This is a genomic window from Ilumatobacter sp., assembly GCF_046290335.1.
Lineage (GTDB): Bacteria > Actinomycetota > Acidimicrobiia > Acidimicrobiales > Ilumatobacteraceae > Ilumatobacter_A.
In genome coordinates this window covers 686928-706429 of sequence record NZ_JBKAGH010000001.1, presented here as the reverse complement: position 1 = coordinate 706429, position 19502 = coordinate 686928, and the positions used below count along the sequence as shown (strand labels likewise).

The 19502-nt window shown below is 67.0% G+C and carries 18 protein-coding genes and 1 other RNA gene; 11 read left to right on the top strand and 8 right to left on the bottom strand.

The genetic code is table 11. The features are described 5' to 3' along the window. The first annotated feature begins 45 nt into the window (after window positions 1–45). Together ACE37B_RS03260 and glgC are read left to right on the top strand one after the other, a co-directional pair. Window positions 46–1446, top strand: a complete 1401-nt coding sequence (locus ACE37B_RS03260) for a glycogen synthase (RefSeq protein WP_409921845.1) — start codon at window positions 46–48, stop codon at window positions 1444–1446. 52 nt (window positions 1447–1498) lie between these two features. Beyond that, a complete protein-coding gene (glgC, locus tag ACE37B_RS03255) occupies window positions 1499–2734 on the top strand; it encodes a glucose-1-phosphate adenylyltransferase (RefSeq protein ID WP_409921844.1) in 1236 nt (411 codons plus the stop codon). On the opposite strand, the gene ACE37B_RS03250 is transcribed toward glgC, so the two are convergent. Together ACE37B_RS03250 and ACE37B_RS03245 are read right to left on the bottom strand one after the other, a co-directional pair. After that, on the bottom strand, window positions 2719–3609 hold the full coding sequence (locus ACE37B_RS03250; RefSeq protein ID WP_409921843.1) for a hypothetical protein: 891 nt from the start codon (window positions 3607–3609) through the stop codon (window positions 2719–2721). The genes glgC and ACE37B_RS03250 overlap by 16 nt on opposite strands. A 53-nt stretch (window positions 3610–3662) precedes the next feature. After that, entirely contained in the window at window positions 3663–4625 is a 963-nt protein-coding gene (locus ACE37B_RS03245) for a TIGR03621 family F420-dependent LLM class oxidoreductase (protein WP_409921842.1), read from the bottom strand. 111 nt (window positions 4626–4736) lie between these two features. Between ACE37B_RS03245 and ACE37B_RS03240 the strand changes: the two genes are divergently transcribed. The 4 genes from ACE37B_RS03240 to ACE37B_RS03225 are packed head-to-tail and all read left to right on the top strand — an operon-like array spanning window position 4737 to window position 8916. Further along, window positions 4737–6968, top strand: a complete 2232-nt coding sequence (locus ACE37B_RS03240; protein WP_409921841.1) for a transglycosylase domain-containing protein — start codon at window positions 4737–4739, stop codon at window positions 6966–6968. A 33-nt stretch (window positions 6969–7001) separates the two neighbouring features. Further along, window positions 7002–7808, top strand: a complete 807-nt coding sequence (locus ACE37B_RS03235; protein WP_409921840.1) for a zinc ribbon domain-containing protein — start codon at window positions 7002–7004, stop codon at window positions 7806–7808. Between the two features lie 6 nt (window positions 7809–7814). Then, a complete protein-coding gene (locus ACE37B_RS03230) occupies window positions 7815–8303 on the top strand; it encodes a hypothetical protein (RefSeq protein ID WP_409921839.1) in 489 nt (162 codons plus the stop codon). 40 nt (window positions 8304–8343) lie between these two features. Next, the gene (locus ACE37B_RS03225; RefSeq protein ID WP_409921838.1) at window positions 8344–8916 is read left to right on the top strand and encodes a histidine phosphatase family protein; all 573 of its coding nucleotides are present in this window, start codon (window positions 8344–8346) and stop codon (window positions 8914–8916) included. Between the two features lie 63 nt (window positions 8917–8979). Here the strand turns inward: ACE37B_RS03225 and rnpB are convergent. The 4 genes from rnpB to ACE37B_RS03205 all read right to left on the bottom strand — a co-directional run bounded on the left by rnpB (window position 8980) and on the right by ACE37B_RS03205 (window position 11509). Then, an RNA gene (gene rnpB, locus ACE37B_RS03220) (RNase P RNA component class A) lies at window positions 8980–9333 on the bottom strand. 64 nt (window positions 9334–9397) lie between these two features. Further along, window positions 9398–10237, bottom strand: coding sequence for a ferritin-like domain-containing protein (locus ACE37B_RS03215; RefSeq protein WP_409921837.1), 840 nt, complete (start codon window positions 10235–10237; stop codon window positions 9398–9400). After that, entirely contained in the window at window positions 10237–10860 is a 624-nt protein-coding gene (locus ACE37B_RS03210; RefSeq protein WP_409921836.1) for a ferritin-like domain-containing protein, read from the bottom strand. Before ACE37B_RS03210 ends, ACE37B_RS03215 begins: the two co-directional genes overlap by 1 nt. A gap of 199 nt (window positions 10861–11059) precedes the next feature. Further along, window positions 11060–11509, bottom strand: a complete 450-nt coding sequence (locus ACE37B_RS03205; RefSeq protein ID WP_409921835.1) for a hypothetical protein — start codon at window positions 11507–11509, stop codon at window positions 11060–11062. 249 nt (window positions 11510–11758) lie between these two features. Between ACE37B_RS03205 and ACE37B_RS03200 the strand changes: the two genes are divergently transcribed. The 4 genes from ACE37B_RS03200 to ACE37B_RS03185 all read left to right on the top strand — a co-directional run bounded on the left by ACE37B_RS03200 (window position 11759) and on the right by ACE37B_RS03185 (window position 15488). Beyond that, window positions 11759–13063: a heterodisulfide reductase-related iron-sulfur binding cluster gene (locus ACE37B_RS03200; protein ID WP_409921834.1), complete on the top strand. Its 1305-nt coding sequence runs from the start codon at window positions 11759–11761 to the stop codon at window positions 13061–13063. A gap of 110 nt (window positions 13064–13173) precedes the next feature. After that, window positions 13174–13437, top strand: a complete 264-nt coding sequence (locus tag ACE37B_RS03195; protein WP_409921833.1) for a WhiB family transcriptional regulator — start codon at window positions 13174–13176, stop codon at window positions 13435–13437. 147 nt (window positions 13438–13584) lie between these two features. Beyond that, window positions 13585–14646 carry an anthranilate phosphoribosyltransferase gene (gene trpD / locus ACE37B_RS03190; protein ID WP_409921832.1) on the top strand — a complete coding sequence of 354 codons (1062 nt, stop codon included), beginning with the start codon at window positions 13585–13587 and terminating at the stop codon, window positions 14644–14646. Further along, window positions 14643–15488, top strand: a complete 846-nt coding sequence (locus ACE37B_RS03185; protein ID WP_409921831.1) for a homoserine kinase — start codon at window positions 14643–14645, stop codon at window positions 15486–15488. The genes trpD and ACE37B_RS03185 overlap by 4 nt, the downstream gene beginning before the upstream one ends. A 46-nt stretch (window positions 15489–15534) precedes the next feature. Here ACE37B_RS03185 and ACE37B_RS03180 read toward each other — a convergent pair whose 3' ends face one another. Beyond that, a complete protein-coding gene (locus ACE37B_RS03180) occupies window positions 15535–16407 on the bottom strand; it encodes a phospholipid scramblase-related protein (RefSeq protein WP_409921830.1) in 873 nt (290 codons plus the stop codon). Between the two features lie 46 nt (window positions 16408–16453). Then, on the bottom strand, window positions 16454–18127 hold the full coding sequence (locus tag ACE37B_RS03175; protein WP_409921829.1) for a DEDD exonuclease domain-containing protein: 1674 nt from the start codon (window positions 18125–18127) through the stop codon (window positions 16454–16456). A 131-nt stretch (window positions 18128–18258) separates the two neighbouring features. Between ACE37B_RS03175 and ACE37B_RS03170 the strand changes: the two genes are divergently transcribed. After that, on the top strand, window positions 18259–19485 hold the full coding sequence (locus ACE37B_RS03170; protein WP_409921828.1) for an NYN domain-containing protein: 1227 nt from the start codon (window positions 18259–18261) through the stop codon (window positions 19483–19485). The last annotated feature ends 17 nt before the right edge of the window (window positions 19486–19502 follow it).

Sequence of the window (19502 nt, the reverse complement as noted above, 5' to 3'; positions counted from 1 at the left end):
CGTCGATGTCAGCAGCCTCCGCTCGCGGCAGGCCATGATGGACGCATGCGCGTGCTCTTCGCCACTGCCGAATTGTCCCCGGTCGCCACCGTCGGCGGGCTCGCGGCAGCCGCGGCCGGTCTGGTCGCAGAGCTTCGCCGATCGGGGGTCGAGGTCGATCTCGTGATGCCCGACTACGGCGGGATCTCCCTCGTCGACGAGACCACGTTCGCTCTCGACGTCCCCGACTGGGTCGGCGCAGCGACGGTTCGGCGCGGTCATCAGCCCGACGTCGGTGCACTCACGACGATCAGCATCCCGGGGCTGGCGCGGAGCCACCCGTACCTGCAGCCGAACGGCGAAGGGTGGCCCGACAACGATCAGCGGTTCTTCGGATTCGCGCGAGCGGTCGCGGCGTACTGTGAGCACGTCGCTCCCGACGTACTTCATCTCAACGACTGGCACACCGGCCCCGCGCTCGCGGCCCTCCATGCACCACCGCCGACCGTGCTGTCGATCCACAACCTCGCGTATCAGGGGGTTGCCGACGGTGGCTGGCTCGGTCTGATCGGCCCCCGCGCAGGACACTACGAGTGGTGGGGCGGCACCAATCCGCTCTCGGGCGCGATGGCGCTCGCTGATCGCATCGTCGCGGTGTCGCCGACCTACGCCGAGGAGATCCGCACCCCAGCCGGGGGGTTCGGCCTCGACGGGCCGTTGCGTCATCGAGGCGACGCCGTGATCGGCATTCTCAACGGGATCGACACCGACGTGTGGAATCCGGCGACCGATCCGCACATCGCTGCGAACTTCGACGCTCGAACGCTCGACGCAAAGGAAGCGAACCGGTTGGCCCTGTTGGGGCGTTTCGGTTGGCCTGACGACGAGGTCCCGCTGGCCACGGTGGTGACACGACTCACCGAGCAGAAAGGCATCGACCTGCTCGTGCCCGTCCTTGCCCTGCTCGATCAGATTCCGCTGCGTCTCGCCGTTCTGGGGTCCGGTGATGCTGCGCTCGCCGCACAGTTGCGAGCGGCCGGAACGGCGCATCCCGACTGGTTCACGTTCGTGGAGGGCTACGACGAGGCGCTGTCGCATCTCATGTTCGCCGGCGCCGATCTGTTCGTGATGCCGAGCCGGTTCGAACCATGCGGTCTCACGCAGATGCAGGCGATGCGGTACGCGACCGTCCCGGTCGTCACGGCCGTCGGCGGTCTCGTCGACACCGTTCCCGACGCCGACGAGAGCGCCGATGGACTCGGCTTCGTCGCTGCACGTCCAACGTCGGTGCATGTGCTGGCAGCGTTGTTCCGGGCGTGTCGTCGCGTCTCGAAGAAGCGTCGCCGCTTGGCGCTCCAGAAGCGAATGGCGAGCATCGACTGGTCGTGGGCGGCACCGGCTGGCGAGTACGAGGAGTTGTATCGATCGCTCGTCGTTTCCGATGAGTTGCCTGCCGTGACACCATGAGTTCACACCAGTTCCTCATCGCCGTCGACAGCACGGGGTAGGTTCGGAGGCGATGATCTCTGACCCGAACGTTCTCGTCATCGTCCTCGCAGGCGGTGAGGGCAAGCGCCTGCAACCGCTGACCAACGATCGTGCCAAGCCCGCCGTGCCGTTCGCTGGCACGTACCGCATGATCGATTTCGCCCTGTCGAACTTTGCCAATGCCGGCTATCTGAAGATCGTCGTGCTCACGCAGTACAAGAGCCACAGCCTCGACCGTCACATCACCCAGACGTGGCGGTTCTCGGCGATGCTCGACAACTATGTGACGCCGGTGCCGGCACAGATGCGCCGCGGACCGCACTGGTTCCAGGGTTCGGCCGATGCCATCTATCAGAACCTCAACCTGATCCACGACGAAAAGCCCGACTACGTCTGCGTGTTCGGTGCCGACCACATCTACCGCATGGATCCGCGCCAGATGGTCGAGGAGCACATGGCGAACGGCTCGGGGGTCACGGTCGCTGCGATTCCGGTTCCTCAGCACGAGGCTCGCGAGTTCGGTGTCATCGAATCCGACGAGGCCGGCAACATCTTGGCGTTCCACGAGAAGGTGGAGTCACCCCCGACCATGCCGGGGGACGACACTCGCTGCCTGGCGAGCATGGGCAACTATGTGTTCGACACCGAGACCTTGATCGACATCGTCACCCCGCGTGCCGAAGGCGAGGGGAGCCCGTACACCGACATGGGCGGCGACGTCATCCCGGCGTTGACCGCAACCGGTGATGCGCGCGTCTACGACTTCTCGAAGAACGTCATCCCCGGCCAAGACGATCGCGAGCGCGGTTACTGGCGCGACGTGGGCACCATCGACGCGTTCTATCACGCCAACATGGACCTCATCGCGCCGGTCCCGCAGTTCAACCTCTACAACGACCGTTGGCCGGTGTTCACGACCCGTAAGGCGCTACCGCCCGCCAAGGTCTCGCGCGGTCGAGGCGGCGAGCCGTCGTTCGTGGACGGGTCGCTGCTGTGTCAGGGGTCGATCGTCTCGGGCGCTCACGTCGAGAACTCGATCGTCGGACCGGGCACCTACATCGACCACGACGCGCACGTGACCAACTCGATCCTGTTCCCAGGGGTCCACATCGGTCCGGGTGCTCGGCTCAACAACTGCATCGTCGACAAGAATGTCGCCATCCCCGACTTCCGGCGACTGGGGCACGATCTCGATCAGGATCGCTCCGAGTTCACCGTGAGCGACGAAGGCATCGTCGTGCTCCCGAAGGACTACCGCTTCCGCTGAGCGAGGAGGGCCGCGACGAGCGGTGCGACGTCGTCGTGGAATCGTGCGTCGAGCACGGGCCGCCGCGCCGTGTCGATATCGGCGGCGAGGTTGGCGAGCAGGTCGGTGGCACCGAACGCGTCGGCCGGATGTCGAGCAGTGGGAACGTCGACCGGCGAGCCATTGTGCTCGAGATGCGGAGTCGGGAACATCTCGAGTCGCAGCGCATCGGCTGGCCCGGCAGCTTGGAGTTCGAGGAGTGGTGTGCCCGCTTCGGCAGCATCGTCGACGACGAGACGCATCGACAGCGAACCCACCTCGAGTAGCGTCGCACCGGCTATCGAGTCGGCCTCGATGCGCGCATCGGCCAGCGACGTCTGGCCGCGTAGGCGCGCCGACAGCACGGCCCCGGCGACGAGCGACCAGAGGTGGCCGAGTTCGTCGTGGCGCCCGAGGCGCAGCCGGCCGGTGAGCGTGGCGATGTCCGGGAGCTCGCGCAGGCGAGCGAACCAGCGTTGCGTCGCAGGCGCGGTGGGGAACGGGTCGCCGACCGTGACTCGTTCGTTCATCGAGTCGACGGCGTGGCCGTCAGCGCGATCGACGTCGATCAACCGGAGCTTCGGCGAGGGTACGACGACGACGTGGAGCCCGAGCGACGCCGCAGTTCGGACGTCGTCGGCGCGGCGGGCGAGGTTGGTGCCGATGATCGCGACGTCGGCCTTCGACCGCTCCAGCACGTCGTCGACCGTGCGCTCCTTCGCGCGCATCGCCGCGGCGATCGACGGAGCTTCAGCGACTCCGACGAGCTTCCAGTCGAGCCGGTCGGCAGCGACGGCGAGCGGGGCGGTGCCGTCGTCGCCGATGACGACGACGCGTCGACGTCGTGTACGTGCCATCACCTGACCTGTCCTGACCTGACCTGACCTGACCTGACCTGCGCCGTTGTGGTTCAGGTTCCGGCGAGTCGGTCCACGACCGGCGCGAACGCGTCGGCTTCGGCGCCGCCGACGATGACGTAGCTGAAGCCGAACTGCTCGCGGCGAGCGACGAGGTCGTCGGCGATCTGCTCGGGCGTTCCGATCAGCGCGAACGGCGACTCGCGGATCATCTGGTCGTCGACGCCGATCATCTGCGCCATTGCGGCGACCTGCGTGTCTCGGTCGTCGGTGACACTGACGAAGAACGTGCGGATGTTCATCTCGATGTGGTCGAGTCGTCCGGCCTCGCGGGCCGCGTCGGCAACGATCTGCAGCTTGTCGATCACGGCATCGCGGGTCATCGTGGCGATCGCATCGGGGCCGATGACCCCGGCGTGGAGGGTGCCGTTCACCCCGACGATGTCGGCTTCACGAGCGGCGATGCCGAGGACTCGCGGTCCGCCACCGCCCACGATGATCGGAGGGTGTGGGCCCTGGATCGGCTTCGGGAAACCGTCGTGATGACGGATCGTGTAGTGCTCGCCCTCGAACGAGAACGGTTCGGCGCCCATCACCCCTTTGATGACGGCGAGGCCTTCGGCGAAGCGATCGATGCGGACGCCGGCGCGGTCGTAGGGCATGCCGGCTTCTTCGTAATCGGAGATCATCCAGCCGGCACCGAGTCCGATCTCGATGCGCCCATCGGACAGCACGTCCATCGTCGCGAGTTCCTTGGCCAGCACGAGCGGGTGTTTGTAGTCGTTGTCGAACACGAGCGCACTCGCCCGCAGCGTGGTCGTCGCCGACAGGATCGCCTGCAGGCCGGGCACGGGGGCGAACTGCTCGTTGAAGTGATCGGGCATCGTCGCGATGTCGTAGCCGTGCGACTCGATCCGTCTCGCCTGCTCGGCCCAGTCGTCGCCGGTCGGGGTGGCAGTCAGTTGCACGCCGAATCGAAACGGCTTGATCGGAAACGGATTGGTGACGTCGGCCATGAACGAGAACCTAGACGGCGAACGGCGCGTGCACCGCCCGGGTCGCACCTCGAGCGAAACCCGTCGGGGTGCCGCTGGCTCGTAGGAAGGTGGCAGTAAGTTGCAGGCACTGTGGAACGACTCGGCTGGATCCCGCGACTCGCGCTGGTCATCGCTGCCGGGGCGTTATTGATCACCTCGGTGGTGATCGCCGTGGCGCCGCGATTGTGGGCTGTTGCCAACGCGCACGAGGAAGACCCGGTCACGCTGCCGGAGTTCGTCCCGCTGGCGCAGCGCACATACGTCTACGACAGCATCGGCAACGAGATCGCCGTGTTCGAACTCGAGAACTCGCAACCGATCGACTTCGACGACGTTCCGCCGCACGTCATCAACGCGTTCTTGGTGGTCGAAGACAAGGAGTTCTTCAACCACGACGGGGTCAACGTGCGCAGTCTCTTCAGAGCCACGCTGTCGAACTTCGCCTCCGATGCACCGCAACAAGGGGCGTCGACGATCACGATGCAGGTGGTCAAGAACGACTTCCTCGCCGGCCTCGAACGCGACGGCCGCTACAAGCTGTTGCAGATCCACTACGCCCGCATGCTCGAGAACGCGATCGACAAAGAGACGATCATGGAGCGCTATCTCAACACGGTGTTCTTCGGGAACAACTCCTATGGCATCCAGGCTGCGGCCGAGACCTATTTCGCGAAGACTGCCGCCGAGTTGACCTTCATCGAGGCCGCGTTCCTCGCTGGTCTCGTGCGTTCACCGTCGGGGTTCGACCCGATCAACGAGCCCGAACGTAGCCGCGCTCGGTGGCTGCAGGTCATCGACCGGCTCGTCACCGACGAGTCGTTGCCTGAGACCCTCGCGATCGATGAGGCTGCCGGGGAACTGCTTGCCGAGGAGTTCGACATCCCGTCGCGGGTCAAGGTGATTCCGTCTCGGGCAACGGAGCGGACCTACTTCACCGAAGCGCTGCGCGACTACCTCCTCAACGAGTCGACGATCCTCGGCGACACCTACCAGGAGCGCTACAACCAGCTGTTCCGCGGGGGATTGCGCATCCACACCACGCTCGATCCTCGCATGCAGCAGGCTGCGGAGATCGCCCGGCGCGATCAGTTGCCCGACACGGGCGGGCAGTTCGATGCAGCGCTCGTGTCGCTCGACGTGTCGTCCGGAGCGATCCGGGTGATGGTCGGCGGGGCGGGGTTCCGGCCCAACGAACGCGAGGTCAACATGGCGTTGAGCCCGCGCCAGACCGGCTCCAGCGTCAAGTATTTCATCCTCGCTGCAGCAATCCAGGCCGGAGCGCAGGCCGGTGACATCATCGACGGTCGACGCGGCTGTGCATTGCCGACGAACGATCCCAACGATCCGCTCTTCGAGATCAACGGGGGTGTCGCGGGGTTCGTCGGTGACCTGCGTGAGATCACTGCGAGTTCGATCAACTGCGGCTTTGCTCGACTCTCCCAGATCGTCGGGTTGAACCGAGTCGTCGATACGACGTACCGCATGGCGAAGTCGCCGTACCTGTACCCCGGGCAGCCGGTCGAGGATCGGTTGCCGATCGAACCGTTCGCCAGCTACGCAACGGGCGCGAACGAGATGACCACGCTCGACATGGCGGCCGGCATCCAGTCGATCGCCAACGAAGGCGTACACAAGGAGCCGTACTACGTCGAGTTCATCGACGGCGCCGATGGCAAGCGGCTCTACACACACTTCGACCCTGGCACGAAGGTGCTCGACCGCGAGGCCGCGCTCGAGACGATCGACATCATGGAGAGCGTCTTGCGCGGTGGCACCGGCCGACGCGCTGCGCTGGAGAACGACCGAGTCTCCTTCGGCAAGACCGGGACCCAGCAAGACAACACCAACGCCTGGTTCGTCGGCGGCACCAAGCAGCTCGCGACGGCGGTCTGGGTCGGCGACCCCGATGCCTACACGCCGATGGTCAACATCCGTGAATTCCAGCAAGAAGGTGTGCCGCGAGTGCAGGGCGGCACCTTCCCGGCGCTGATCTGGAAAGCCTTCATGGACCCGGCGCACGCCGGCATGCCCAACGAGGTCTGGGACGATCCACCGCCACCGGAGCGTCCCAACGCCCGGCTCGTCCTTCCCGGCAACGAGTGCTCGATCACGGTCGTCGGTTTCGAACCGGCGCCGACCGAGCCACCCGACCCGAACGCAGAGCCGACCACGACGCTCGAAGGCACCGAGACGACCGAGCCAGAGTTGGTTCCGATCACGATCCAGGACGATCTCGGAACCACGATCGCTCCCGACAACCTCGACCCGAATCACCCGTTGCCGTCGGTGCCAGCCACCCAGCAGGTCGACCCTTGTCGATGACGGGCGCGGCTCGACCTGGCATGATGGCCGACGATGGCCTCCACTGACGGTTCCGAAGCCGATACCGACCTGCCCGGCGAGGACATGGTGCCTGGCACCGAGACCTCCGGCACCGAGACCTCCGGCGAGGACATGCCTGCGGTGTCGGTCGAACGGCTCCAACTCGCCGACACGGAGATCGACCAGCTCGTCAATCGCCGCGAGCGCTTGCCGGAACGGGAACGTCTGGCGGCTGCGTCGGCGGAGATGCGGGCGTGGGAAGCCGAACGCGCCGCGATGCGCCAGCGCCTCGACGACCTCACCAGCGACATCGAGCGATCCGAGCACGACGCAGCCCAACTGACGACGCATCGCGCACGCCTCGAAGCGCAGCTCAAGACCGTCATCGCACCGCGTGAGGCCGAGGCGCTCATGCACGAGATGGCCACACTCGACGAGCAACGTGATGCGGTCGAGACCGCTGAGTTGGAGGCGCTCGAAGAACAGGCTGCGCTGGACGATCGACTCACCGAGCATCTCGCGGTCGAGGAGGCGTTGCGTTCGTCGATGCGATCGGCCGACGATGCCCTGGCCTCGGAGGTCGCCGACATCGATGCGGAGATCGCTGGCATCACGCTGCGCCGCGATGTGGCACGAGCCGAGGTGTCTGAGGGGCTTCTCACTCGCTACGACCGAGTTCGGTCTGCCTCAGGCATCGCGGTCGCTCGCCTGGTCGGTCATCGATGCGACGGATGCCACCTCGACCTGTCCGCGGCGGAGGTCGACGACGTGAAGGACGAGGCGAAGGCCTCCGGAGGCATCGCTGACTGTCCGCAGTGCGGACGCATGCTGGTGATCTGATCGACGGTGTTCTTCTGGTTCATCGCCACAGCGATCGTCTCGGTCGGCATGGTTTTCCGAGATCCGCGGTTCGACAATCGCCTGCTCGTGGTCGGCTCGGTGTTGCCGCTCGTCGATGGCCTGTTCGGCGGCGCCCGAGCACTGCACTCGATCACGGTGAGCATCGCTCTGCTCACCGTGCTGATGTTGATCACCGCAGGCCGCAAGCCGATCCGCAAGACGCTGCTGGGACTTCCGATCGGCATGTTCCTGCATCTGGTGTTCGACGGAGCGTGGAACGACACCGACACCTTCTGGTGGCCATTCACCGGCCTCGAGTTCGTGGGGAGCGGATTCCCGGTCACAGAACGTGGATGGTGGAGCGTCGCCCTCGAAACACTCGGCGTGGCGGGTTGCGTGTGGTTGTGGAAGCGCAACGGCCTCGGTTCGGCCGAACGCCGGCGTCGGTTTCTCGCCGACGGGCGACTCGACGCCGTGCCGGATCGCTTCGCCTGAACGCGTCGCACCGGAGCAACGGTGTGGCACACTCGTCGTCGTGCTGATCCTTCTGCGACACGGTCGAACGGCGGCCAACAAGGCCGGGTTGTTGCAAGGACGGCTCGACCAGGATCTCGACGAGTTCGGCGTCGAACAGGCTCGGCGCTCGGCCGAGGTGTTGCTCGACGAGTTCGACGTCGACGCGGTGATCGCCAGCCCGCTCAAACGGGCACAGCAGACCGCAGCGGCGTTCGAGATGCCGGTCGATACCGACGAGCGGTGGATCGAACTCGCCTACGGCAAGTACGAGGGCGTCCCCCACGCGGACGTCCCGTCGGAGGTGTGGCAGGCATGGTCCGACGACTTTCACTACGTGCCCGAGGGTGGCGAGTCGCTCGCTTCGCTCGACGACCGCGTGCGCGGTGCGTGCGACGACATCATCGAACGAGCGACCGACGAGACGATCGTCGTCGTCAGTCACGTGTCACCGATGAAGTCGGCGGTCGGCTGGGCGCTCGGTACCGACATCGGGATCTCGTGGCGCTGTCACCTCGACCACGCCAGCATCTGTCGCATCGACTTCCGCAGCCGACGCCCGATCCTGCACACCTTCAACCGCACGATCGTCTGAGCGGCTCTGGCTGGCCGACCAGGCGTCGGGGTGAGGTGTTTCCCCTGGTAGATGGGGTTCGCAATGGTGAGGTGGCTTGTAAGCGGGGTTCTGTAGGAGCCGTTGCGGGCTCCCGGTGACCATCCATCTGTGCGGTCTACCCGGAAGAATCGGACGGGCCGCCCATCTTCCTGCTCGACCTTGCTCCGAGTGGGGTTTACCGAGCCGACGCCGTCACCGACGCCGCTGGTGCGCTCTTACCGCACCGTTTCAGCCTTGCCTGTGGCATGCCCGGCATGCCCATCGGCGGTCTCTCTCTGTTGCACGTCCGTCAGGTCGCCCCGACCTGGCTCTCGCCAGCACTCTGCCCGGTGGAGCCCCGACTTTCCTCGACGCGAGCGGGCGAACCCGACACGCCGCGGTCACCCGGCCACCTCACCATTGCCTGCGCAGCCTACGCCCCGTGTGACCGGCCCATGCGCCCCGGTCCCGGGCTGGCCGGTCAGGCGTCGCAGGAGATCTCGTTGTAGGCGATGCTGTTGAGCGACGGCGTGTTGAGAGTGAAGGTTTCGCGCACTCCGTTGACGTCGGGTGGGCCCGCCTTGAGTTCGAGCTGCGAGGTCTGAGCAAACGTCGAGGGCATTGCGAACTGTCGCACCTGACCGAGCTCGTCAGGGGTGACGTCCTCGCCGAGCAACGCCGGCGAGATGTAGCCGTCGGCGCCGTTCATCGCGATGGCAAGCGTGGCCGAGTGGCGTGCTTCGAGCGCCGCAGCCCGAGCATGGGCTTGGCGTGCGGTCGGGTCGGTCACCGAGACGATGAGCTCCTGATGTGATGCCGCCGCGAAGTTCTCGAACACGATCGCGAACGTCAGCACGTCGGAGGTGACCGCTTCGGGCTCTGCGTCCTGGGCGATCGCCGCGAACACCGGCTCGACGAGGCGCTCCATGAACCAGAGGTTGGCGCACGTCCACGGTTCGCCACCGACCGCAACGGTCAACTCGGCCATTTCCTCGGCGGTCGTCTCGTGTTCCTCGATCATCCGCTCCATCGCGGGGCGCAACGCTGCGGGAACCGCCCCGTCGAGGTCGAGTGCACGCTGGTACACCTCGATCGCCGTGTACTCGAGCGAGGTCGCAGTACGCAGGAGCGCAGCATTGTCGATGGGGAAGTCATCGAGCGGTTCGACGGTCGGAGCGTTGCCGACGCGGCCCGGCTCGGTGATGCCCGTGCGGCCGTTTCCGCAGGCGGCGGCGAGCGCGCTGAGGCTGACGGCAAGCCCGCCGATCTTGAGGGCGTCGCGCCGTGACGCGCGGCCGGAGAGGGGAGTGGGACGGTTCATCAGGCGTCGCTTCCTGCGAGGTCGAGGGCGGGCTGGTCGTTGCCGAAGAGGACGTCGAAATCGTCGACGCCGAGGACATCGGCGAGCACGGTCGCATGTCGGGCCTCGGCGACGAGGATCGAAGAGGTCAGCGCGAGCGCATCGGCACTCTCGTAGTCGCCGAGCAGCGCTGTGTGCGTCGACACGGCGGTCTGCTCGATCGTGTGTGCTGCGGCAGCGAAGTCGCTTGCTTCGAACGCCTCGACGTTGTCGTCGAACACCTGGTCGTTGCGGCCGACATCGACGATCGAGAGGCCCGTCGCTCCGGCGATCGCCTGCGCGTAAGCCTCATGGTTGTCGAGCATCACCTTGACCGCAGTCGCCATCGATCCGTTCGGGTGTGCATCGAGCTGAGCCTGGTAGAGGTCGCGAGCGCTGAGCTCCAAGCGCAGCGCCTCGCGGAGCAGTGCGATGTCGTCACTGGTCGGGACGGCGGCAACGGGCTGGCTCGACAGCAGTGCGGCAGCAGCACCGGCGAGCCCGGCGAAGCCCGCCAGGCCGATCAGGTTGCGTCGCCCGGTCGCCGGTTCGGCGGCGGGCACAGCGGTTTCGAGATCCACGTGGGAGGGTCCTTTCGAGGTCATGCGACTGACAGCCTTCCCTCTGGGACGGCCAGCTACCAATTCTAGGGTGATCGGCTTGCGGTTCACGGGATTCAACCGGGCTGATTCGGCCTCGTCCGTCGCTGCGGCCCTGCCGAGCTGCTCCGAGCGGATGGTGGGTGCTGTTGTGACGCGGTGTGCTGTCGCGAGTGGCGGCGCGGATGTTTCCGTCGAGATCGCGTCAGCGCCAGATGGACGGCACCGCACCTCGGGCGTGCAGACGGTTGCCGAGGAAGCCGCCGACGAGCCCGGCCATCACCACGATGGTGAGCGTGAACATGATCGCGAGCCACGGCACCTCGGTGCCGCGGACGAGTCGGACTGCGACGAACACCGCTTCGACCGCGATGAACGTTCCCGCCGCGGTGACGAGGGCATGGCTCATCGGCGTTCCGCACCGTTGCACCCAAGATGCCGTTCCTGCGCCGACGACGAAGCAGGCGAGAAACACCAGGAAGAACACGATGTCGAGTGCTCCCTGGTCGCCGAGCGCGGCTGCCAGCAGGCGAAAGGGGACGGCGAAGGTGATGCAGATCAAGGCGCCGGCCCGAAGTGCGACCGGGTCCCAGTTGCCAGTCGGCGCTGACACCAGCCGTCGGAGCCGATCCTCGTCATTGGCCGGTTCTGACATCTCCAGATCGTGCCAGCTCTGCGCCGTCGATGCGAACTCCCACGACAAGTGGTATTTCCCATGCAGCTCGGGCCACAAGAGGCCTAGTCTCGACACCATCATGCGGGTCGTCTCGACACCATCATGCGGGTCGCGCCCGCATCATCCCCCAAACGAACCCCAGCGACCCCAACCGACGAGGCCGGACGGCAACCGACGCTGTCACCGGCCAGCAGAACCCGGCATCACGCCGAGAAGTGAACGACATCGATGACCATCACGTACGACCCGCAGCATCCGAGCTACGTCGACGAAGCCGATGTGCGTGGCGAGCTGGCGCGGGTCTTCGATGTCTGTAGCGGCTGTCGGCGGTGTGTGGGGCTGTGTTCATCGTTTCCGACGCTGTTCGAGATGATCGACGTGCTCGGCGGCGACGACGCCGGCAAGATGACGCCGGCCCAGCAGGACCAGGTCGTGGACGAGTGCTTCCAATGCAAGCTCTGCCTCCTCAACTGCCCGTACACGCCTGCGCTGCACGAAGCGCAGATCGACGTACCTCGGCTGATGCTCCGCGCTGTCGCGATGCAGGTGGAGCACGGCCATGCGCCGGCGCGTCGACGGTCGGCTGCATTGGTGATCGGCAACGTCGATCGGATCGGCAAGTTCGGCACCCGGCTGCATTCGCTCGCGAACAAGATCGTCGGCGCCGAGCCGGGTTCGCTGATCCGGCGACTGACGGCCGCGGTGACCGGCGTGACGGCGACGCGACCGCTCAGCCCCTTTGCGACCCAGCGTTTCTCGACCTGGTTTGCCAAGCGACCGCGGATCAAGATGCGCCGCAAGCAGGCCTCGGTCACCGTGTATCCGACGTGCCTGGTCGAGTATCAGGCCACCGACATCGGCAAGGACCTCGTGAAGGTGTACGAGCGCAACGGTATCGAGTGCACCACGTCGGGTGCAGGCTGTTGTGGCGCCCCGTGGCTGCACGCCGGTGACATCGACCGGTTCAAGAAGGTCGCCGCGCGCAACGTCAAGACGCTCGCCGCATCCGTCCGGCGTGGCACCGACATCGTCGTGCCTCAGCCGACGTGCAGCTACGTCCTCAAACACGACTATCCGGCCCACGTCGGCGGCGACGACGCCGAACTCGTCGCCGAACACACCTACGACAGCGCCGAATACCTGATGAAGCTGCACAAAGGTGACGACTACGTGCTCGACACCGACTTCCACGGAGAGACGTACGCCACGATCACGTACCACGCTCCGTGCCACCTGCGAGCCCAGAACGTCGGGTTCGTGAGCCGCGACCTCATGAAGTTGACCGGAGCGAAAGTGAAGTTGATCCAGCAGTGCGCGGGCGTCGACGGTCTCTGGGGGCTCCGCGCCGACAACGACGCGGTCTCGATCCCGATCGGCGAGCGCTTCGGTACCACCATCGAACGGGCCAACGGCGACGTCGTGGCCGGCGATTGCCACCTCGCCAACACGGTCATCGCCGAACAGACCGGGCGTCAGTCGATGCACCCTGTGCAGGTGCTCGCCCGCGCCTATGGGATTCCGCACGAGACCTGAGCGTCGAACGTGACATTCTGAATTTTCCCTGGCGCGCGGGCGGATCGAGACCTAGATTGCCCGATATCGGCGGGTGGGGGATATCCGTCGATGCATCTGGACAACGACCGATGGGGGTCTCAGAAGTGTCGCTACAAGTGGTTGACGAAGCGAAGTGGTTGGACCTCGGCGCCTGCCGAGGGCTCGACGCTTCGATCTTCTACCCGGACGACGAAGAATCTGCGGTGTCCGCCAAGAGCGTGTGCGAGTCGTGCCGCGTGCGAGTGGAGTGCCTCGAGTACGCGCTGGCGAATCGCGAGAAGGCGGGCGTGTGGGGCGGTGCCACCGAGCGCGATCGGCGCCGCATCGTGCGGCAACGTCGCAAGACCGCATGACGTCCGACGGCTGACGGCTGACGGCTGACGGCCCGCCGTTCGCTGCCTTGCGCCGTCGGCACGGTCGGCACGGGCGGCTCGGCCGATCGAGAGGCGGCCGCTCTCGCGGTCGCCGGTGATGCGTCGCGCCTTCTACGCTCCTGCACCATGGCAGGATTCGACGAACACGGTGGATGGCCCGGACTGATCGGTTCGCTGTTGGCCGGCCACGACGCAAGCGATGCGGTCGCAGCTGCTGCCATGGCGGAGATCCTCTCGGGTGCGGCCACCGACGCGCAGATCGCTGGGTTCGCCATCGCGTTGCGCTCGAAGGGTGAGACCTCGGCCGAACTGGCCGCGTTGCTCGACGAAGTGTGGCGCCACGCATCGATCGTGCCGTTGAGCGACGGCGAGCGTGACCAGGCGATCGACGTGGTCGGCACCGGCGGTGACGGCTCACATTCGATCAACGTGTCGACGATGGCGGCGCTCGTCGCTGCCGGTGCCGGTGTGCCGGTGTGCAAGCACGGCAACCGCTCGGCGTCGTCGAAGTGCGGAACCGCCGACGTGTTCGAGTTGCTCGGCGTCGCGATCGAGCAGACACCTGATGGCGTCGCAGCGTGCCTGCGCGAGGCCGGCATCGCGTTCTGTTTCGCCCCGATGTTCCATCCGGCGTTTCGATTCGCCGGCCCTCCGCGACGTCAGATGGGGGTGCCGACGGTGTTCAACCTGCTCGGACCGATGGCCAACCCAGGGCGGGTGCGTCGTCAACTCATCGGTGTCGCCGATCCGGCGTTTGCCCAACCGATGGTCGAGGCGCTGCGCTCGCAGGGTCTCACGACCGCCTGGGTGGTGCACGGCGGCGGACTCGACGAGTTGACCACGACCGGACCCTCGACCGTGCTCGCGCTGCGCAACGGCGAGATCGACCGATTCGACGTCGACCCGGAGGCGCTGGGGTTCGCCCGCGCGACTGCTGACGACCTGCGCGGTGGTGAACCGGCGGAGAACGTCGAAGCGCTGCGCGCAGTGCTGGGAGGCGAGTCGGGGCCGCACCGTGATGTGGTCGTGCTCAACGCGGCGGCGGCACTCGTGGTAGCTGGGCGTTGCGACGAACTCGCCGATGGCATCACGGTGGCGAGCGAGTCGATCGACTCAGGCGCCGCCCAGCGATCGCTCGACGCCTTCGTCAGCGTGTCGCAGGCCCAGGCGACACCTGCGACGCCATGACGACCCGGGCCGTCCGAGCTCCGGCGTCGTCGGCGAACCTCGGCGCCGGTTTCGACGTCTTCGCGATGGCACTCGACGCGTACGCCGACGTCGGCGTGGACGACCCGCCCGAAGGTGCGCAGGTCGTGGACGAGCACCACCCGGCCCGACACGCGTTCACGCAAATGGGCGGAACCGGGCAGATGTGGCTGCGCTGCAAGATTCCGATGGCCAGAGGCCTCGGCTTCAGCGGTGCCGTTCGCGTGGCGGCTGCGTCGCTGGCAGCGGTCCAACTCCACGACGATCCGGCAGCGGCGATCGCTGAGCGCTCGGCCGACATCTTGCGGGTGGCGACCGACCTCGAACAGCACGGAGACAACGCGGCAGCATCATTGTTCGGCGGCGTGACCGCGTTCGTCGACGGCCGGTCGATCGCCGTGCCGATCGGGCCTCGTCTCGCCCACGCAGCGTTCGTCGCGTGGGTGCCCGATGTGACGACGTCGACGGATCGGTCGCGAGCCTCCCTGCCGAGCGAAGTGACGCGAGCCGACGCGGTGTTCAATCTCGGCCGTGCCGTGCAGTTCGCGCTCGCGTTCGCCCACGACGATCCGTCGCTGCTCGCCGGCGCGACCGACGACGCACTCCATCAAGCGTGGAGGCTCCCGCTCATCGACGGTGCGGCCGAGGCGCTCGACGCTGGCGTCGCAGCCGGAGCCTGGTGCGGGTGGCTCTCCGGGAGTGGCCCCACGGTCGGGTTCCTCGTCGATCCCGAGGTCGCTCCCGAGGTGGCCGGTGCGCTCCCGGCGGGCGGCCACGTCAAGTTCATGTCGATCGACCGTCGCGGCGCGCGGCTCCTCGACTGATCGCGAAAGCGATCCGTCTCGAACTGTCTCGGTCCGGCTCGTGCGATCAGCCGAGCCCGCGGTTGTCCTGCTTGAGTGCGGTGTCGATCGACAGCGCGCTCGCGACGACGAGCGAGTTCAGCGGCTCAGGTGCTCGGTGCGCGATCTGGAGGACGTAGTTGTCGGCGGTCGTGAACATCGTCTTCGCGATGCCTTCGAACGTCTTCGTCACCCGAGCGATCTCCTGTCCGGCTGCGTCCTCGATCCGGAAATTCCAGGCCCGCCAGTTCTCCGCTCGAATCGCTCCGAGCTGTTGGCCGTTGGCTTCGAGCGAGAAGTTGATCTTGCCGATCGCGTTCTGCTGCACGACGCGCCCGATCTCCTGATCGTTCGCATCGCTGACGACCACCGTCGACTTGAGGAACTTGGCCGGGCGGGTGATGTTGACCACGACCGCACCGCTGGCGTCGGTCACCTGCAGCTTGTGAGTCATGAACTGATCGAAGCTGGAGACCAGTCGCATCACCTTCTTGGCGGTGGACTGCCCGACCTGGTTGACCGCAGCGATTTTCGTGCCGTGCTGATCGAAGACGCTGTACTGGTTGTTCAGCTCGATGATCTTGGCCTTCTGGTTCACGACCAGGATCGGCTCGTTCAAGATGCTTCCTCCGCCGCCCTCCACGATGCCGGACAGCCCGACCCCGCGATGTCCGTCGCCACGCAGTTGTTGCTGGATCGTCTCGGCTTTGCCTTCGTTCCCGACGGTCAGTCCGCCGTCGAGGCGATCGAGTTTCGAAGCGGCCGGCGGCGCGCTGTCGAGTGGGTCGGTGCCGGTGACGCCGGCGTTGCTGACGTGGGCGGTCCAGGCCGCGCCGTCCCAATAGCGAAGTTCGTGTCGACCGGTGGGATCGGGATGCCAGGCAGCGGGAAGCGAGCTCATGTCGTGAGTGTATGGCTGCGCCGAGACAGGGTGATGCGCAGCGAACTCACGCGGCGCGTTCGAGCGGCGAGATGCGTTCCGTCGCGACGATCGGGAACCTCCAGATGCCGGAACACGACACCGCGAGCCGCTCGGCTCGCTGGTCGAAGAACTTGGCCAGGCAGAGGGCCTCGTCGGCGTGGCTGCGTGGGGCGGGTCGGCCGACCTCGAGTCGTCCGAGCGACTCGACGGGCAGCGCGGCAGTGAGGCGGCCGTCGGCACGCACGTCGACGAGGCGCCCGTCGCCGATGATCCACGTCGTGCCGTCGAGCGTGACTTCTGCGTCGCCGGCGTCGCACAAGGCTCGCAGCAACTCCGTGCGTCGGATCGCACCGAGCAGTGCCGAGATCCGGTCGCGTGTCGACGCGGCTTCTTCGAATCGCTGCTGAGCGGCGAGCGACCGCATCCGGGTGCGCAGGCGGTCGATCACGATCGTCGCGTCGCCGCGCATCGCTCGCTGCGCGTACTCGACCGCCGAGGCGTAGGCAGCCGGATCAGCTGACCCCGAGCAGGGGCAGTGCGCCACGCCGAGCTGCGCGGCGCTACACACCGGTGCGTCGTCGGCCGGCTGGTAGTTGCGTCCGAGTCGCTGTGTGCAGCGCCGCAGCGGCAGGGCGCTCTGGAGTGCGTCGACGACGAGCGCGGCCATCGCTCGCGACGGCAGCGGCCCGAGATGCTCGCCGGCTTTGGCTGGGTCCTTCACGATCGACAGGCGGGGCCAGGCCGCATCGGTGTCGAGCTTGACGTAGCAGTACTTCGTGGCCGTGGTGCCGCGACGGTTGTAGCGGGGCAGGGTCGATCCGATGATGCGTGTCTCGACGATCTCGGCGGTCAGCGGGTCGGGGAGTTCGATGTGGGTGACGCGGTGCATCTCGCGCAGCATCGGGCCGATCTTGCGGCGGTCGTCGCTGCCGAAGTAGCTGCGGACCCGCTGGCGCAGATTGGTCGCCTTGCCGACGTAGAGCACCGAGTCGTTGGCGTCGCGAAACAGGTACACACCCGGCGCGCGGGGGAGCGTGGCGGTGAGCTTGAGCTTGGCGGCGTGCGGATGCCCGCCGATCTTGGCGAGGGCGATCAGGTCGTCGAGGCCGAGCACGCCGAGGCCGGCCGCTCGCTCGATGAGCAGGTGCAGCAGGTCGGCGGTGGCGAGCGCATCGTCGAGCGCTCGGTGGCTCGGCTGATGATCGAGCCGGAACCGTGATGCCAACGTCGACAGCTTGCAGTTCGGCACCTCGTCGCGAACCAGCCGTCTCGCCAGCGTCACCGTGTCGACCACCGGACCATTCCACGGGTCACGACCGGCTCGTTCGAGCGCGGCGCGGACGAAGCCGAGGTCGAAGCCGGCATTGTGCGCGACGAACACGGAGTCGCCGATGAAGTCGAGCAGTGACGGCAGCACGCTCTCGATGCGCGGCGCGCGGGCGACGAGCGCGTCGGTGAGGCCGGTGAGCACCGTGATCTGTGGCGGGATCGCCCGACCCGGGTTGACGAGCGTCTGGAACGTGCCGACGCACTCGCCGCCACGAACCTTGATCGCGCCGATCTCGGTGATCATGTCGTCGTTGCGGTTTCCGCCCGTGGTCTCGAGATCGAGGACGCAGAACGTGACATCGGCCAGCGGTACGCCGAGTTCGTCGAACGAACGTTGCTGATGATCGGTGATGGCAGCCCCAACTCGCATCGGGTCGAGTCAACACGAACGAATGTACCCCGTCAAGTCGAAAGGTCGACACGGTGTTCGCCCGGCCGATCGAGGCATTGGCGGCCCGCCAGACCCGACTCGGGCCTCACCGGTTCGGGTAGCGTCGACACATGGCCGACATCGAGCACCGCCATCTGCGGTCGGCGATCGAGTTCGCCGTGTTGATGGCTGCCGAGTTCCAGAAGCGGCGCCCGCCGGTCCCGTTCCCGAAGGAACTCCGATCGTTCCTCGGCAAGCCGCGCGTGCCGACGGGCGCGTTGGGCCGGCTTCGTCGCGTGATCGAAGCCGACGCGGAGTTCCGGCGGCTGCTGTCGGCCGGTGCGTTGCCAGAGTTGGTCGACGACGTCGGGCGACTGTGGCTGGCGCAGCCGGAGGGCTGGCTCGACGAAGCGACCGCCATCGTCGAGGCCGCCGAGGAGGAGTCCGCGTCGCTCGATGCTCGTGCCGAGCTCAAACGCGCGGAGCGTCGCCGTGCGGCGGCCGAGTCGGCGACCGCACGCGTACGAGTGGAGCTGCTGGCGCGCGACGAGGTGATCGTCCAGCGCGACGCCGAGATCGAGGACCTGCGCGCCGACATCGACAAGTTGACCGAACAGGCCGCGGAGCTCAGCGTCGAACTCGTCGACCTGCGCAACGAGGTGCGCCACGCGCGCGACCGAGAGCGTGCCGCCGCCGACAAGCTGACTGCCGCGCTCGCAGCCCGAGACGAGGCCGTGTCGGCCCGGGCGACGGCGGCCGAGGTGCGTGACGACGTGCTCGCTGCACGTGCCGCGGCGGTCGCATCGGTCGCCGAGATCGAGGCGGCCGCGAGCGAAGCCCAGTCGCTCGCCAACCGGCTCTCGTCGCTGCTGCCCAGCGTCGGCGACGCCGCCGCGTCGCACACGACGCGGCCGGCACAGCGGGCGCCGATGGCCCTGCCGGGTGGGGTGTTGTCGTCGTCGCGCCAAGCGGCCGAGGTGTTCGTCCGCTCCGACGCGGCGATCCTCGTCGACGGCTACAACGTCGCCAAGCTCGCCTGGCCGTCGCGTCGACTCGACCAGCAGCGCGACGCACTGCTCGACGCCGTCGAGAACCTCGCTCGACGATTCGGTACCGACATCACGGTCGTGTTCGACGGTGCCTCGGTCGTCGGCGCGCACAGCACGCGACGCCGGCTCGTGCGGGTCGTGTACTCGCCGGAAGGGGTCATCGCCGACGATCTGATCCGTGACGAGGTTCGGCGTCTCCCGACGAGTCGATCGGTCGTGGTCGTGACCGACGACAAGGAGATCATCCGCGACGTGCGGGCCGACGGCGCCAATGCGCTGCCGAGCAATGCCTTCATCGCCGTGCTCTGAGCGTAGATTCGACGTCC

Excerpts from the sequence above, each read along its gene's own strand:
- ACE37B_RS03260 (WP_409921845.1), top strand. The coding sequence starts at position 46 with ATGCGCGTGCTCTTCGCCACTGCCGAATTGTCCCCGGTCGCCACCGTC.
- glgC (WP_409921844.1), top strand. The coding sequence starts at position 1,499 with ATGATCTCTGACCCGAACGTTCTCGTCATCGTCCTCGCAGGCGGTGAG.
- ACE37B_RS03250 (WP_409921843.1), bottom strand. The coding sequence starts at position 3,609 with ATGGCACGTACACGACGTCGACGCGTCGTCGTCATCGGCGACGACGGC.
- ACE37B_RS03245 (WP_409921842.1), bottom strand. The coding sequence starts at position 4,625 with ATGGCCGACGTCACCAATCCGTTTCCGATCAAGCCGTTTCGATTCGGC.
- ACE37B_RS03235 (WP_409921840.1), top strand. The coding sequence starts at position 7,002 with ATGGCCTCCACTGACGGTTCCGAAGCCGATACCGACCTGCCCGGCGAG.
- ACE37B_RS03215 (WP_409921837.1), bottom strand. The coding sequence starts at position 10,237 with ATGAACCGTCCCACTCCCCTCTCCGGCCGCGCGTCACGGCGCGACGCC.
- ACE37B_RS03210 (WP_409921836.1), bottom strand. The coding sequence starts at position 10,860 with ATGACCTCGAAAGGACCCTCCCACGTGGATCTCGAAACCGCTGTGCCC.
- ACE37B_RS03205 (WP_409921835.1), bottom strand. The coding sequence starts at position 11,509 with ATGTCAGAACCGGCCAATGACGAGGATCGGCTCCGACGGCTGGTGTCA.
- ACE37B_RS03200 (WP_409921834.1), top strand. The coding sequence starts at position 11,759 with ATGACCATCACGTACGACCCGCAGCATCCGAGCTACGTCGACGAAGCC.
- ACE37B_RS03195 (WP_409921833.1), top strand. The coding sequence starts at position 13,174 with ATGGGGGTCTCAGAAGTGTCGCTACAAGTGGTTGACGAAGCGAAGTGG.
- trpD (WP_409921832.1), top strand. The coding sequence starts at position 13,585 with ATGGCAGGATTCGACGAACACGGTGGATGGCCCGGACTGATCGGTTCG.
- ACE37B_RS03185 (WP_409921831.1), top strand. The coding sequence starts at position 14,643 with ATGACGACCCGGGCCGTCCGAGCTCCGGCGTCGTCGGCGAACCTCGGC.
- ACE37B_RS03180 (WP_409921830.1), bottom strand. The coding sequence starts at position 16,407 with ATGAGCTCGCTTCCCGCTGCCTGGCATCCCGATCCCACCGGTCGACAC.
- ACE37B_RS03175 (WP_409921829.1), bottom strand. The coding sequence starts at position 18,127 with ATGCGAGTTGGGGCTGCCATCACCGATCATCAGCAACGTTCGTTCGAC.
- ACE37B_RS03170 (WP_409921828.1), top strand. The coding sequence starts at position 18,259 with ATGGCCGACATCGAGCACCGCCATCTGCGGTCGGCGATCGAGTTCGCC.